The organism is Stenotrophomonas sp. ESTM1D_MKCIP4_1 (assembly GCF_003086895.1).
In the GTDB taxonomy this organism is placed as follows: Bacteria; Pseudomonadota; Gammaproteobacteria; order Xanthomonadales; family Xanthomonadaceae; genus Stenotrophomonas.
In genome coordinates this window covers 1,056,926-1,069,645 of the sequence record NZ_CP026004.1, presented here as the reverse complement: position 1 = coordinate 1,069,645, position 12,720 = coordinate 1,056,926, and the positions used below count along the sequence as shown (strand labels likewise).

At 67.5% G+C, this 12,720-nt stretch carries 17 protein-coding genes; 14 read left to right on the top strand and 3 right to left on the bottom strand.

Going from position 1 to position 12,720, the window contains the following annotated elements; translation table 11 throughout:
- Nucleotides 1-81 precede the first annotated feature (81 nt).
- The 5 genes from purM (at nt 82) to C1924_RS05010 (ending at nt 3,895) form a co-directional block, all read left to right on the top strand.
- Entirely contained in the window at nt 82-1,140 is a 1,059-nt protein-coding gene (purM, locus tag C1924_RS05030; RefSeq protein ID WP_108764305.1) for a phosphoribosylformylglycinamidine cyclo-ligase, read from the top strand.
- 21 nt (nt 1,141-1,161) lie between these two features.
- Nucleotides 1,162-1,653, top strand: coding sequence for a hypothetical protein (locus C1924_RS05025; protein WP_108764304.1), 492 nt, complete (start codon nt 1,162-1,164; stop codon nt 1,651-1,653).
- A 22-nt stretch (nt 1,654-1,675) separates the two neighbouring features.
- On the top strand, nt 1,676-2,329 hold the full coding sequence (gene purN, locus C1924_RS05020) for a phosphoribosylglycinamide formyltransferase (RefSeq protein WP_108764303.1): 654 nt from the start codon (nt 1,676-1,678) through the stop codon (nt 2,327-2,329).
- A 67-nt stretch (nt 2,330-2,396) separates the two neighbouring features.
- Nucleotides 2,397-3,209 (top strand): DUF3108 domain-containing protein, encoded by an 813-nt coding sequence (locus tag C1924_RS05015; protein WP_108764302.1) that lies wholly within the window; start codon nt 2,397-2,399, stop codon nt 3,207-3,209.
- A gap of 2 nt (nt 3,210-3,211) precedes the next feature.
- Nucleotides 3,212-3,895 (top strand): DUF3108 domain-containing protein, encoded by a 684-nt coding sequence (locus C1924_RS05010; RefSeq protein ID WP_108764301.1) that lies wholly within the window; start codon nt 3,212-3,214, stop codon nt 3,893-3,895.
- A 131-nt stretch (nt 3,896-4,026) separates the two neighbouring features.
- On the opposite strand, the gene C1924_RS05005 is transcribed toward C1924_RS05010, so the two are convergent.
- From C1924_RS05005 to C1924_RS04995, 3 genes are read right to left on the bottom strand one after another with little or no spacing between them, the layout of a single operon-like run.
- Nucleotides 4,027-4,344 carry a hypothetical protein gene (locus tag C1924_RS05005; protein WP_108764300.1) on the bottom strand — a complete coding sequence of 106 codons (318 nt, stop codon included), beginning with the start codon at nt 4,342-4,344 and terminating at the stop codon, nt 4,027-4,029.
- On the bottom strand, nt 4,341-5,612 hold the full coding sequence (gene murA / locus C1924_RS05000; protein ID WP_108764299.1) for a UDP-N-acetylglucosamine 1-carboxyvinyltransferase: 1,272 nt from the start codon (nt 5,610-5,612) through the stop codon (nt 4,341-4,343). Before murA ends, C1924_RS05005 begins: the two co-directional genes overlap by 4 nt.
- 21 nt (nt 5,613-5,633) lie before the next feature.
- Nucleotides 5,634-5,864: a BolA family protein gene (locus tag C1924_RS04995; RefSeq protein WP_021202589.1), complete on the bottom strand. Its 231-nt coding sequence runs from the start codon at nt 5,862-5,864 to the stop codon at nt 5,634-5,636.
- Nucleotides 5,865-5,918: 54 nt separating this feature from the next.
- Between C1924_RS04995 and C1924_RS04990 the strand changes: the two genes are divergently transcribed.
- From C1924_RS04990 to hprK, 9 genes are all read left to right on the top strand, one after another.
- A complete protein-coding gene (locus C1924_RS04990) occupies nt 5,919-6,920 on the top strand; it encodes a KpsF/GutQ family sugar-phosphate isomerase (protein WP_108764298.1) in 1,002 nt (333 codons plus the stop codon).
- A gap of 65 nt (nt 6,921-6,985) precedes the next feature.
- Entirely contained in the window at nt 6,986-7,534 is a 549-nt protein-coding gene (locus tag C1924_RS04985) for an HAD hydrolase family protein (RefSeq protein WP_108764297.1), read from the top strand.
- Nucleotides 7,531-8,106, top strand: coding sequence for an LPS export ABC transporter periplasmic protein LptC (gene lptC, locus C1924_RS04980; RefSeq protein WP_108764296.1), 576 nt, complete (start codon nt 7,531-7,533; stop codon nt 8,104-8,106). The genes C1924_RS04985 and lptC overlap by 4 nt, the downstream gene beginning before the upstream one ends.
- A 103-nt stretch (nt 8,107-8,209) precedes the next feature.
- Complete coding sequence (lptA, locus tag C1924_RS04975) at nt 8,210-8,728, top strand: lipopolysaccharide transport periplasmic protein LptA (protein WP_108764295.1); 519 nt, start codon at nt 8,210-8,212, stop codon at nt 8,726-8,728.
- Entirely contained in the window at nt 8,728-9,447 is a 720-nt protein-coding gene (gene lptB, locus C1924_RS04970) for an LPS export ABC transporter ATP-binding protein (RefSeq protein ID WP_108764294.1), read from the top strand. Before lptA ends, lptB begins: the two co-directional genes overlap by 1 nt.
- A 40-nt stretch (nt 9,448-9,487) precedes the next feature.
- Nucleotides 9,488-10,918: an RNA polymerase factor sigma-54 gene (locus C1924_RS04965; protein WP_108764293.1), complete on the top strand. Its 1,431-nt coding sequence runs from the start codon at nt 9,488-9,490 to the stop codon at nt 10,916-10,918.
- A gap of 58 nt (nt 10,919-10,976) precedes the next feature.
- The gene (gene raiA / locus C1924_RS04960) at nt 10,977-11,294 is read left to right on the top strand and encodes a ribosome-associated translation inhibitor RaiA (protein ID WP_079220898.1); all 318 of its coding nucleotides are present in this window, start codon (nt 10,977-10,979) and stop codon (nt 11,292-11,294) included.
- A 21-nt stretch (nt 11,295-11,315) separates the two neighbouring features.
- Entirely contained in the window at nt 11,316-11,768 is a 453-nt protein-coding gene (locus tag C1924_RS04955; RefSeq protein ID WP_108764292.1) for a PTS sugar transporter subunit IIA, read from the top strand.
- Nucleotides 11,765-12,715 carry an HPr(Ser) kinase/phosphatase gene (gene hprK / locus C1924_RS04950; RefSeq protein WP_108764291.1) on the top strand — a complete coding sequence of 317 codons (951 nt, stop codon included), beginning with the start codon at nt 11,765-11,767 and terminating at the stop codon, nt 12,713-12,715. The genes C1924_RS04955 and hprK overlap by 4 nt, the downstream gene beginning before the upstream one ends.
- Nucleotides 12,716-12,720 lie beyond the last annotated feature (5 nt).

Below are 12,720 nucleotides of genomic sequence, written 5' to 3'. Positions count from 1 at the left end.
GGAATTGTTGCCCGAATACGGACTTTGCGCCAATGCGGCCTGTTAAAATCGCCCGTTCAACCCCTGCCAGCGCCGACGCCCGTGACCAACACCCCGTCTTCCGCCCCCTCCCCCCTCACCTACCGTGACGCGGGCGTCGACATCGACGCCGGCAACGAACTGGTCGAGCGGATCAAGCCCCTGGTCAAGCGCAGCTTCCGCCCGGAAGTGATGGGCGGCCTGGGCGGCTTCGGCGCCCTGTTCGACCTGTCCAACAAGTACCGCGAGCCGGTGCTGGTGTCGGGCACCGACGGCGTGGGCACCAAGCTGAAGCTGGCCCACCAGCTGAACCGCCACGATACGATCGGCATCGATCTGGTCGCGATGTGCGTCAACGATGTGCTGGTGCAGGGCGCCGAGCCGCTGTTCTTCCTGGACTATTTCGCCACCGGCAAGCTGGACATCGACACCGCTGCGGCGGTCGTGGGCGGCATCGCCAACGGCTGCACCGAGGCCGGCTGCGCGCTGATCGGCGGCGAAACCGCTGAAATGCCCGACATGTACGCGCCCGGCGAATACGATCTGGCCGGCTTCACCGTCGCTGCCGTCGAAAAGAGCGAACTGAAGGACGGCGCCAGCGTGGCCGCCGGCGACGTGCTGATCGGCATCGCCTCCTCCGGCCCGCACTCCAACGGCTACTCGCTCGTGCGCCGCATCTACGACCGCGCCGGCCAGCCGGCCGACCTGGAACTGGAAGACGGCGTGAAGCTGGTCGACGCGCTGATGGCGCCGACCCGCCTGTACGTCAAGCCGATCCTGTCGCTGCTGAAGTCGCACGGCGCGGCCATCCACGGCATGGCCCACATCACCGGTGGCGGCCTGACCGAGAACATCATCCGCGTGGTGCCAGAAGGCCTGGGCCTGGACATCCAGGCGTCGGCCTGGCCGCTGCCGCCGGTCTTCCAGTGGCTGCAGAAGGAAGGCGCGGTCGTCGACAGCGAGATGTGGCGCACCTTCAACTGCGGCATCGGCTTCGTGCTGATCGTCGCCCCGGAGCAGGTCGCGGCCGTGTCCGAAGCGGTACAGGCCCAGGGCCTGGATCACTGGCCGATCGGCCAGGTCGTCACCGCCAGCGGCGCAGAACGCGTCCGCATCGCCTGATACCGGTCTACAGGAGCCCGCATGGACGCTACGCCCCCCTCGCCCGCCGCACCGGTGCCGCCCGCGGCCCCGGTTGTGCCGCCGCTGACCGCCCAGGACATCGACCAGCTGCGCCTGCTGTCGATCTTCCACTACGTGGTGGCCGGGCTGGCCGCCGTGTTCGGGCTGATCTTCGTCATGCACATCGTGATGGGCATCGCCATGCTCAGCGGCGCACTGCCGATGAACTCCAACGGCCAGCCCACCCCGCTGCACGAGCAGCAGTTCATGGGCTGGATGTTCATCGTCATGGGCAGTTGCGCGGTGGCCTTCGGTCTGGCCCTGGCCGGCTTCATCGCCTATGCCGGCCGCTGCCTGAAACAGCGCCGGCGCCACCTGCTGTGCATCGTGGTGGCGGCCATCGCCTGCCTGTTCACCCCGTTCGGCACCGTGCTGGGCGTGTTCACCCTGGTCGTGCTGCTGCGGCCGCAGGTGAAGGCCGCCTTTGAAGCCAACATCCCTTCCCGTCACTGAGATCCCCGATGGCCGCCGTCGCATGAGCGCACGCATCGCCGTACTGGCCTCCGGCCGTGGCAGCAACCTGCAGGCCATTCTTGATGCGATCCAGGCCGGGCGCCTGCCGGCCGAGGTAGTGGGCGTGTTCTCCGACCGGCCCGACGCCGCCGCGCTGGACCGGGTCGCGCCCGCCCTGCGCTGGGCGCATGCGCCGAAGACGTTCAGCGACCGCGCCGCCTACGAACAGGCGCTGGGCGATGCCGTACAGGCATCGGCCCCGGACTGGATCGTCTGCGCCGGGTACATGCGCATTCTCGGCGCCGACTTCGTGCAGCGCTTCAACGGCCGCCTGGTCAACATCCATCCTTCGCTGCTGCCACTGCACAAGGGCCTGCACACCCATGCCCGTGCGCTGGAAGCCGGCGATGCCGAGCATGGTGCCAGCGTGCACCTGGTCGTACCCGAACTGGATGCCGGCACCGTGCTGGCCCAGGCACGGGTCCCGGTGCTGCCCAGCGATGACGCCGCCCGCCTGGCCACGCGCGTGCTGGGGGTCGAGCATCCGCTGCTGATCGCCACCCTGCAGCTGCTGTGCGGCGGCCGCCTGGCTGAACGGGAGGGACAGCCGACACTCGACGGTCACCCCCTGTTTAGCCCCTTGGCTCTAGATTCCGCCGGAAACCTGAACCGGTAACGCCCGTGCACACGCCCCGCTGACTGCGGGGCTGGCATCCTGCCCCCTCCTGCGGTTCCTGCCCGCCATGAAGAACACGCCTCCGTTGCGCAAATTCCTGCTGCTGCCGTTCGCCGTGCTCGCCTGTGCGGCCTGGACCCAGACCCCGCCGTCGGCCGACCCTGTACCTGCGGTGCAGGCGCCGGCCGAACCTGCCGTGCCCGCACTGCCGGCGATGGCCTGGGAACCCCCGCCGCTGCAGCCGTTCAGCGCTACCTACCAGGCCTTCTACAAGGGCAAGGAAGCCGGCGATGCGACCATGCAGGTCAGCCATACCGGCGGCAACCAGTGGCGGGTGGACATGCAGGTCGTCGGCCGTCGCGGCTTTGCCAGCGTGCTCGGCCTGAACCTGGAGCAGAGCACCGTGTTCGAGGAACGCAATGGCATCTACGCGCCATTGAGCCAGAGCACCGTGCGCAAGGGCCTGTTCCTGGGCAAGAAGGCGGTGGGCACCTACAACTGGGAAACCGGCACCGCGCAGTGGACCGGCGACGTGAAGAAGGACCGCGCCCAGCCGATCCCGCTGCAGCCCGGCGACCAGAGTGCCCTGCTGCTGAACCTGTCGCTGATGCGCGATGCCCGCCCGGGGGCGGTGATGCACTACCGCTACGTCGAGCTGGGCAAGGTGCGCCAGCACGATTACCAGGCGGCCGCACAGACCGAGAACGTCGCGGTGGGTGACCTGTCCTACAACGCGCTGAAGGTGTACCGCACCAACGGCGGCAACAACGAAACCATTCTCTGGATCGCCAACGGGGTCCCTACCCCGGTGCGCATCCTGCAACGCGAAAACGGCGAAGATCGCGTCGACCTGCGCCTGATCGAATACCAAGGAGTATGAGCATGACGACCCTGACCCGCCCGCTGACCTGGATCGCCGCTGCCGCACTGTCGGTCGCCAGCCTGCCGGCCATGGCCCTGCAGCCGTTCAAGGCGGATTACCTGGCCAGCTACATGGGCATGCAGGCCAACGGCACCATGACCCTGGCCAGCGAAGGCACCGGCAAGTGGCGCTACAACCTGCAGGTGAAGAACCAGCTGGCCGACCTGAGCCAGAGCACGGTGTTCGAGGAAGTGCGTGGCCAGCTGCGCCCGCTCAGCAGCCAGGACCGTTCGGCGCTGCTGGTGAAGAAGCGCAACGTGCAGGCCAACTACAACTGGACCAGCAACCAGGCCACCTGGACCGGCGACATCAAGCCGGACCGCGCCGGCCCCGTTGCGCTGAAGGCTGGCGACATGGATGCGCTGCTGATCAATCTGGCCATCGCCCGCGACCTGGCCGCCGGCAAGCCGCTGACCTACCGCATGGTCGACGAAGGTCGCATCAAGAACATGACCTACAAGGTCGTGGGCAAAGAGGCAGTGACCGTGGGTGGCAAGAGCTACCAGGCCACCAAGGTCTCGCGCGTGGATGGCGACAAGGAGCAGATTGCCTGGATCGTGCCCGAGTTGCCGGTGCCGACCCGCATCCTGCAGCGCGAAGGCGGCCGCGACGCGCTGGACCTGACCATCAAGGCGTTGAACTGACCCGCCAGGGGTCGGATCCCTTTCCACCAGGAAGGGCTCTGACCCCGTCCATGCGGCAACCGGGGTCAGAGCCCTTCCTGGTGGAAGGGATCCGACCCCACAAGAAAACGCCCGCTTGCGCGGGCGTTTTCTTATTTCTTCTCTGCGGCCGCGTCCGGCTTGAACTCGGTGCGGCAGTCGACGCGGATCTGCTGGCCGCTGCTGCGCCAGACGAACGTGCGGCAATGGCGGTTGCCTTCCTGACTGTCATTCACGGCAACGGCATAGAACGACTGGATGATCTCGTCACGGCTGACCGTGCCATCGCCATTCCAGTCCATGTCCTTCTGCTCGATGCCCTTGGTGATGGCCAGGTTGGCGTACCAGGCATAGCCCAGCCATGCCAGCACGATCAATACCAGCGCCAGCAGTGCCTTGCGGCGGGGGCTGAAGCGGCCGCGCAGGATCATGGCACGCGCCGGATGGTGGCACCGAGCGAAGACAGCTTCTCTTCGATGTTCTCGTAGCCACGGTCCAGGTGGTAGATGCGATCGATGGTGGTTTCACCATCGGCCATCAGGCCGGCCAGGATCAGCGACGCCGATGCGCGCAGGTCGGTGGCCATCACCGGCGCACCACTCAGGCGCTCGTGGCCGCGGGCAATGGCGGTGTGGCCTTCCACCTGGATGTCCGCGCCCAGGCGCAGCAGTTCGTTGACGTGCATGAAACGGTTCTCGAAGATCGTTTCATTGATCACACCCACGCCCTCGGCCACGCAGTTGAGCGCCATGAACTGCGCCTGCATGTCGGTGGGGAATGCCGGGTACGGCGCGGTGGTCAGGTTGACCGCCTTCGGACGCTTGCCGTGCATGTCCAGGGTGATGCTGTCTTCGGTGGTCTCGATGGTGGCACCCGCTTCAACCAGCTTGGACAGCACCGCGTCCATGGTGTTGGGACGGGCGCGGTTCACGGTCACCTTGCCGCCGGTCATCGCTGCGGCCACCAGGAAGGTACCGGTCTCGATGCGGTCGGGCAGTACTTCGTGGCGGCCACCGGACAGGCGTTCGACGCCTTCGATGACCAGGCGTGCGGTGCCCAGGCCTTCGATCTTCGCGCCCAGCGCGATCAGGCAGTGCGCCAGATCGGTCACTTCCGGTTCCATCGCGGCGTTGTCGAGGATGGTGGTGCCCTCCGCCAGCACGGCCGCCATCAGCACGTTCTCGGTGCCGGTGACGCTGACCATGTCGAAGGTGAAGTGGCCGCCCTTCAGGCGCTTTGCGGTGGCCTTGATGAAGCCGTTTTCGACCACGATGTCGGCACCCAGCGCCTGCAGGCCCTTGATGTGCTGATCGACCGGGCGCGAACCGATGGCGCAGCCACCCGGCAGCGACACTTCGGCAGCGCCGAAGCGGGCCAGCAGCGGGCCCAGCACCAGGATCGAGGCACGCATGGTCTTGACCAGCTCGTACGGGGCGACGTGCTGGTTGACCGGACGCGGGTCGACCACGATCGCGCTGCCACGCGACAGCGTGCCCTGGTCGATGGTGACGTTGGCGCCCAGTTCGCCCAGCAGCTTCACCGTGGTGACCACATCGTGCAGGTGCGGCACGTTGGTGATCTCCACCGGCGCATCGGCCAGCAGGGTCGCGCAGAGGATGGGAAGGACGGCGTTCTTGGCGCCGGAGATGCTCACTTCACCGTGCAGCGCAGCGCCGCCGGTCACAACGATCTTGGCCATGTATTGGGAATCTTCTGCGGTTCAGCCGGCTTCGGCCGGGGTCACGGTTTTCAGTGCCAGCGCGTGGATCGCGCCGCCCATCAGGTCGCCCAGGGTGGCATAGACCATCCGGTGGCGGGCCAGCGGCATCTTGCCGGCAAAGGCCTCACAGACCACGGTCGCTTCGAAGTGCACGCCATCGTCGCCGCGCACGTCGGCGCGGGCGCCCGGCAGGCCGGTTTCGATCAGGTTGCGGATGGTGTCGGCGTCCAACGGGCTTTCCTAATAAAATGAACCCTCATTCTACTTCCGCTGCGTGGCGTCCGCATGGCCGAGTCCTCCCTGCCCCCCCGTTCCGTCGATCCCGCCGCCCTGGTGGCCAGTGGCCGCCGCGTGTTCGAGATCGAGCAGCAGGCGCTGCAGGCCGTCGCCAGCGGGCTGGGCGAGGCCTTCCAGAAGGCCTGCCAGGCGATCCTGGGCAGCCGCGGCCGGGTGGTTGCCACCGGCATGGGCAAGTCCGGCCATGTCGCCCGCAAGATCGCCGCCACCCTGGCCTCCACCGGCACCCCGGCCTTCTACGTGCACCCCGGCGAGGCCGGGCACGGCGACCTGGGCATGATCACCGAAGACGACGTGGTGCTGGCGCTGTCCTATTCCGGCGAATCGGACGAGCTGCTGATGCTGCTGCCGGTGCTCAAGCGCCAGGGCAACGTATTGATTTCCATGACCGGCCGGCCGCAGTCCAGCCTGGCCCGGGCCGCCGACGTGCACCTGGATGTGAGCGTGCCGGCCGAGGCCTGCCCGCTGGCGCTGGCACCGACCTCCAGCACCACCGCCTCGCTGGCGATGGGCGATGCGCTGGCCGTGGCCCTGCTGGATGCACGCGGCTTCACCGCCGATGATTTCGCCCGCTCGCACCCGGCCGGCAGCCTCGGCCGCCGCCTGCTGCTGCACATCACCGACGTGATGCACAGCGGCGAGGACCTGCCCAGGGTCGATGCCGATGCCAGCCTGAGCCAGGCGCTGGTGGAGATGAGTCGCAAGCGCCTTGGCATGACCGCCGTGGTCGACGCCCAGGGCGTGCTGACCGGGCTGTTCACCGATGGCGACCTGCGCCGTGCGCTGGACACCGAGCTGGACGTGCGTACGGCGAAGATCGCCGACGTAATGACCCGCAACCCGCGCACCATCGGTGCCGACCAGCTGGCGGTGGAAGCGGCACGGTTGATGGAAACCCACAAGATCAACGGCCTGATCGTGGTCGACGGCCAGGGCCGGGCGGTCGGCGCGCTGAACATTCATGACCTGTTGCGGGCCCGGGTGGTTTAACCGGGAGTCGGTAGACCCCATTCAGACTGTAACCCGCACCCGCCCTACTCGAGCCTGATGCCCTGATGCCCTGGTCCCCCCTGCCCGCCTTCCCCGCCCACCTGCATGCCACGGCAGCCGGTATCCGCCTGGCCTGCTTTGACGTGGACGGCACCCTCACCGACGGTCGGCTGTACTACGACAAGGACGGCAACGAGAGCAAGGCGTACTTCGTGCAGGATGGTCTGGGACTGAAACTGCTGCAGCAGCACGGTATCCACCCCGTGCTCATCACCGCGCGCAACAGCCAGTCCGCGCTCAGGCGCGGCGCTGACCTGGGCATCGACACCCAGATCGCGGTGGGCGACAAGCTGGCCAGCGTGCAGGCGCTGTGCGCCCAGCACGGCATCGGCCTGGACCAGGTCGCCTTCATGGGCGACGACCTGCCCGATCTGGCGCCGCTGGGTGCCGTCGGCCTGGCAGTCGCCCCGGCCAACGCCCACCCGTGGATCGCCGAGCGCGTGCACTGGACCACCCGCAGTGAAGGCGGCCGTGGCGCCGCCCGCGAGCTGTGCGACGTGCTGTTGGCCGCGCAGGGCCATCTGGATGCGGTGCTGGCGAGGTTCGGCGCATGAATGCTCCGTCGCTGAACTGGCGTACCGTGCTCGGCGCCGGGCTGCTGCTGGCCGCCCTGCTCAGCAGCTGGGCGGCCCTGCGCAACCGCGACAAGGGGCCGGTGCAGACCGGCCAGGACGTGGGCGTGGATTACATCCTGCACGACTTCCAGATCGTGGCGCTGGACGAACAGGGCAAGGAATCGACCACGCTGCGCGCGCCGCTGCTGGAACGCCAGCGGGGCGACCAGACCATCAACATCACCACGCCGGTGTTCGAGATGCCCGACAAGGACGGCCAGCACTGGACCCTGCGGGCGAAGACCGGCTGGCTCAGCGCCAAGGGCGACGAAATGAAGCTGCGCGGCGATGTCGCCGGTGACAGCCCCGCCGCCCCCGGCGTGGTGCCCACCACCTTCCGCACCGACCACCTGGATGTGTTCCCGAAGGAAAGCCGTGCCCGCACCGATGCCCTGGTCACCATGACCCGCCCGGGCATGGAGCAGTCCGGCGTCGGGTTCGAGGTGGATTCCAAGAACAACACGTATCATTTCCTCAGCCAGTCCAAGGGCCGCTACACGCCCAGGCGCTGATTCCGCCGTCTGCCCGCGACGTCCTGGCGACAGGCGCGAGGCAGCAGCACCCACCCGACCGCGCGGCCTGCGCCGTGCGCCTCCACCGGTAGAACGGACCCCGATGAAGATCTCCCTTGCAGCCGTACTCGCGCTCAGTCTTCTTGTTCCCGCCGCCGCGTTCGCCAAATCCAGCGACCGCAACGAAGACATGCACATCGACGCCGGTGCCCAGGCCGGTTCCCTGACCGGTGATGGCAAAACCACCCTGTCGCAGGGCGTGGTCATCACCCAGGGCACGCTGGACCTGCGCTCGGCGCAGGCCGAGATCTACATGAAGGACGGTGAAGCCGTGCGTGCCGTGTTCACCGGCAAGCAGGCCAAGATGAAGCAGCAGCTGGACGACGGCACCTGGGTCGATGCGGTGGCCGACAACATCGACTACGACGTCAAGAGCGATACCGTCACCCTGACCGGCAACTACAAGGTCACCAGCGCGCGCGGCACCAACGCCGGCCAGCGCATGGTCTACAACATGAAGAGCGGCGAGATGAATTCCGGTGGCGACGGCAGCCGTGTGCGTACCGTCATTCCGCCCAAGAACAAGACGCCTGCTGCGGCGCCGGCCGGGGGCAAGAAGTAATGCTTGTCGCCAAGGGCCTGCGCAAGAAGTACAAGCAGCGCGAAGTCGTCAAGGACTTCGGGCTGACCCTGGATGCCGGTGAAGTGGTCGGCCTGCTCGGCCCCAACGGTGCCGGCAAGACCACCTGTTTCTACATGATCGTGGGTCTGGTGGAAGCCGACGCCGGCAGCATCGTGCTGGACGGCCAGGACATCACTGGCGACCCGATGTACACGCGTGCCAAGCAGGGCGTGGGTTATCTGCCGCAGGAGCCGTCGGTGTTCCGCAAGCTGACCGTGGCCGACAACCTGCGCCTGGTGCTTGAACTGCGCGACGACCTGGATTCGGCCGGCCGCGAACGCGAACTCAACGGCCTGCTGGACGAACTGCAGCTGGGCCACGTGGCCGACCAGCTCGGCGCCAGCCTGTCCGGCGGTGAACGCCGCCGCTGCGAGATCGCCCGCGCACTGGCCGCCAAGCCCCGCCTGATCCTGCTGGATGAACCCTTTGCCGGCGTCGATCCGATCTCGGTCGGCGAGATCCAGCGCATCGTCACCCATCTCAAGCAGCGCGGCATCGGTGTGCTCATCACCGACCACAACGTGCGCGAAACCTTGGGAATCTGCGACCGCGCGTATATCCTCGCAGAGGGCACCGTACTGGCCCAGGGCTCGCCGGAAGCGATCCTGGACAACGCCGACGTCCGTCGCGTCTACCTTGGAGATTCCTTCAAGCTGTGACCGTGGCCGCCGGGCCCATCCCCTCCGTTTCGGCATAGGCATGAAGACTCGGCTGCAGACATCGTTGGGACAGCAGCTGGTGCTGACACCACAGCTGCAGCAGGCGATCAAGCTGCTGCAGATGTCCACCACCGAGCTGGAGCTGGAAATTGCCCAGGCGGTGGAAAGCAACCCCCTGCTGGACTGGGCCGACAGCAGCGATGCCGGTGCCGGCAGCGACAGCGCCGATGACGGCGGTGCCGATAGCGACGCGCCGCCGGAACCGGCCGCGCCCAGCGGCGACGACTGGGCCCCCGCCGAGCTGGACTGGAACAACCCCGGCAGCAGCGGCAGTTTCGACGACGATGAAGACACCGGCAGCGCCGCAGAGCGCGTGGCCGAGGTCGAGACCCTGGCCGACCACCTGCTGTGGCAGCTGCACCTGTCGCACCTGTCGATGCGCGACCGCAGCATCGGTGCGGCGCTGATCGATGCGCTGGAAGAAGACGGCTACCTGCGCGAGCCGCTGGCGACAATCGCCGAAACCCTGCTGCCGGCCATCCATGCCGGCGAGGACGAGATCCTCACCGTGCTGCACCAGGTGCAGCGCTTCGACCCGGTGGGCGTGGCGGCACGTTGCCTGGGCGAATGCCTGCAGCTGCAGCTGGACGTGCTGCCTGCCGGGACCGCCGGCGTGGCGCTGGCCCGGCTGATCGCCGCCGGCCCGCTGGAGCGGCTGCCGCGCAGCGGCGTGGCCGGCCTGGCCCACGAACTGAAGCAGCCACTGGCCGAGGTCGAAACCGCGGTCGCCCTGCTGCGCTCGCTGGATCCGCGTCCCGGCACCCAGATCGCACCGCTGGCACAGGACACCTATGTCGTGCCGGACGTGGTGGTGTGGCGGCAGAACGGCCTGTGGCGCGCCGCACTGGCGGCCCATGCCGGTCCGAAGGTGGTCATCCACCGCGGCTACGAACAGATGATCCGCCGCTGCGGCGACGCCGACGCCGGCTACCTGCGTGCCCAGCTGCAGGAGGCACGCTGGCTGCTCAAGGGCCTGCAGGCGCGCGGCGAGACCCTGCTGCGCGTGGTGCGCTGCCTGATCCAGCAGCAGGCCGGCTTCCTCGAATTCGGTGAACAGGCGCTGCGCCCGCTCACCCTGCGCGAGATCGCCGCCGAACTGGGCCTGCACGAATCCACCGTCTCACGCGCGATCGCACGAAAGCACGTACGCACGCCGCGCGGCACCCTGCCGCTGCGCGCGTTCTTCGCTTCAGGCATCGACACCGAAGGCGGTGGCGAAGCATCCAGTACCGCCATCCAGGCGATGATCCGACGCCTGATCGATGACGAAAACCCACGCAAGCCGCTTTCTGACGCCAAGCTGGCTGACCTGCTCAAAACGTCGGGAATCCCAGTAGCGCGGCGCACCGTGGCGAAGTATCGTGAGGCCATGAACATCTCCGCCTCGCACGAAAGGGTCAGAATCGCTTGACGCGCCGCCGCGCCCGGCGGAGAGGTTCATTGGCACATCCGAACACAGGAGAAACCCGATGCGCATCGAAACGTTTGGCAAAGATGTCGAAGTCACCCCGGCCCTGCAGTCGTATGTTGAAGAAAAGCTGGCCCGGGTCGGAAAGCACTTCGACCAGCACTGCGAAGCGCGGGTAACCCTCAAGCTGCAGAAGACCGAACACCACGTCGACGCCAGCCTCAATATTCCCGGCCAGACGCTGCACGCCGAAGCCGGCGGCCAGACCATGTATGCCGCCATCGACGTCCTGGCGGACAAGCTTGACCGTCTGGTCATCAAGCACAAGGAGAAAAAACAGCAGCACGCACCACTGCCGGTGGGCGACAATGGCGGCTGATCGCCACCGTTCCCCGCAGACATGCCCCTGACTGACCTCCTGGCGGCCGTGCAGACCCAGCTCTGCACGGCCACCGACCGCGACAGCGTCCTGCAGGCCGCCGCCGGGTTGCTGGCCTGCCGCCAGGCCAACGCCGAACAGATCTACCTCAACCTGTGCCAGCGCGAAGCCCTGGGCAGTACCGCGATCGGTTTCGGCATCGCCATTCCCCACGGCCGGGCCCCTGCCCTGGACCGTCCCCGCGGCGCCCTGCTGCGGTTGCAGACCCCGGTTGATTTCGGCGGCGATGAACCGGTGGACCTGGTGTTCGCCATGGCCGTCCCCGCCCATTACACGCACCAGCACCTGATGCTGCTGTCCGAACTGGCCGAACTGTTCTCGACGCCCTCGATCCGCGACGCCCTGCGCGCGGCAGGGGATGCACGGGCACTTCGTGAGGCCCTGGACCTCCCCCCACCGGCGAGCGCCGCATGAATACCAGCATCACCGCACGCGAACTGTTCGACCAGCAGCGCGAGCGGCTGGGCCTGCGCTGGGCCGCCGGCAAGGCAGGCGAGAAACGTGAACTGGAAGCGGGCAATACCGTCTCCCGTCGCCCCTCGCTGGCCGGCTATCTCAATGCGATCTACCCCAACAAGGTGCAGATCCTCGGTACCGAAGAACTGTCCTGGCTGGACGCGCTGGAACCGCGCCAGCGCTGGGAAACGATCGAGAAGATCATGCAGTCGCACCCGCTGGCGCTGGTGCTGACCCGCAACCAGCCCTGCCCGGAAGACCTGCGCGCGGCCGCCGATGAATCCGGCACGCCGCTGTGGCTTTCGCCCAAGCGCGGCCACGAACTGCTCAACCACCTCTCCTACCATCTGGCGCGCACGCTGGCGCCGCGGGTGATCCTGCATGGCGTGTTCATGGAGATCTACTCCATCGGCGTGCTCATCACCGGCGAGGCCGGATCCGGCAAGAGCGAGCTGGCGCTGGAACTGCTCAGCCGCGGCCACCGCCTGGTGGCCGACGATGCCCCCGAGTTCACCCAGATCGCCCCCGACGTGCTCGACGGCACCTGCCCCGAGCTGCTGCAGGACCTGCTGGAAGTCCGTGGCCTGGGCGTGCTGAACGTGCGCGAGATGTTCGGTGATACGGCGGTAAAGAAGAACAAGTACCTTCGGCTGATCGTCCATCTGACCAAGCCGATGACCGAACCCACCCCGCACGGCTACGAGCGCCTGACCGGCGATTCAGGCACCCGCCACGTGCTGGACCTGGACGTGCCGCTGATCACCCTGCCAGTGATGCCCGGCCGCAACCTGGCCGTGCTGACCGAAGCGGCCACCCGCCTGCACATTCTACGTACCAAGGGTATCGACCCGGCGGCGATGTTCATCGCCCGCCACAGCAACCTGCTGGAACGGCGAACACCCTGAGCCCC

Coding starts and splice junctions, on each gene's coding strand:
- C1924_RS04985 (WP_108764297.1), top strand. CDS start 6,986: ATGCCCTGGTCCCCCCTGCCCGCCTTCCCCGCCCACCTGCATGCCACG.
- C1924_RS05015 (WP_108764302.1), top strand. CDS start 2,397: ATGAAGAACACGCCTCCGTTGCGCAAATTCCTGCTGCTGCCGTTCGCC.
- murA (WP_108764299.1), bottom strand. CDS start 5,612: ATGGCCAAGATCGTTGTGACCGGCGGCGCTGCGCTGCACGGTGAAGTG.
- C1924_RS04965 (WP_108764293.1), top strand. CDS start 9,488: ATGAAGACTCGGCTGCAGACATCGTTGGGACAGCAGCTGGTGCTGACA.
- C1924_RS05025 (WP_108764304.1), top strand. CDS start 1,162: ATGGACGCTACGCCCCCCTCGCCCGCCGCACCGGTGCCGCCCGCGGCC.
- lptA (WP_108764295.1), top strand. CDS start 8,210: ATGAAGATCTCCCTTGCAGCCGTACTCGCGCTCAGTCTTCTTGTTCCC.
- C1924_RS05010 (WP_108764301.1), top strand. CDS start 3,212: ATGACGACCCTGACCCGCCCGCTGACCTGGATCGCCGCTGCCGCACTG.
- C1924_RS04990 (WP_108764298.1), top strand. CDS start 5,919: ATGGCCGAGTCCTCCCTGCCCCCCCGTTCCGTCGATCCCGCCGCCCTG.
- C1924_RS04955 (WP_108764292.1), top strand. CDS start 11,316: ATGCCCCTGACTGACCTCCTGGCGGCCGTGCAGACCCAGCTCTGCACG.
- hprK (WP_108764291.1), top strand. CDS start 11,765: ATGAATACCAGCATCACCGCACGCGAACTGTTCGACCAGCAGCGCGAG.
- lptB (WP_108764294.1), top strand. CDS start 8,728: ATGCTTGTCGCCAAGGGCCTGCGCAAGAAGTACAAGCAGCGCGAAGTC.
- C1924_RS05005 (WP_108764300.1), bottom strand. CDS start 4,344: ATGATCCTGCGCGGCCGCTTCAGCCCCCGCCGCAAGGCACTGCTGGCG.
- lptC (WP_108764296.1), top strand. CDS start 7,531: ATGAATGCTCCGTCGCTGAACTGGCGTACCGTGCTCGGCGCCGGGCTG.
- raiA (WP_079220898.1), top strand. CDS start 10,977: ATGCGCATCGAAACGTTTGGCAAAGATGTCGAAGTCACCCCGGCCCTG.
- purN (WP_108764303.1), top strand. CDS start 1,676: ATGAGCGCACGCATCGCCGTACTGGCCTCCGGCCGTGGCAGCAACCTG.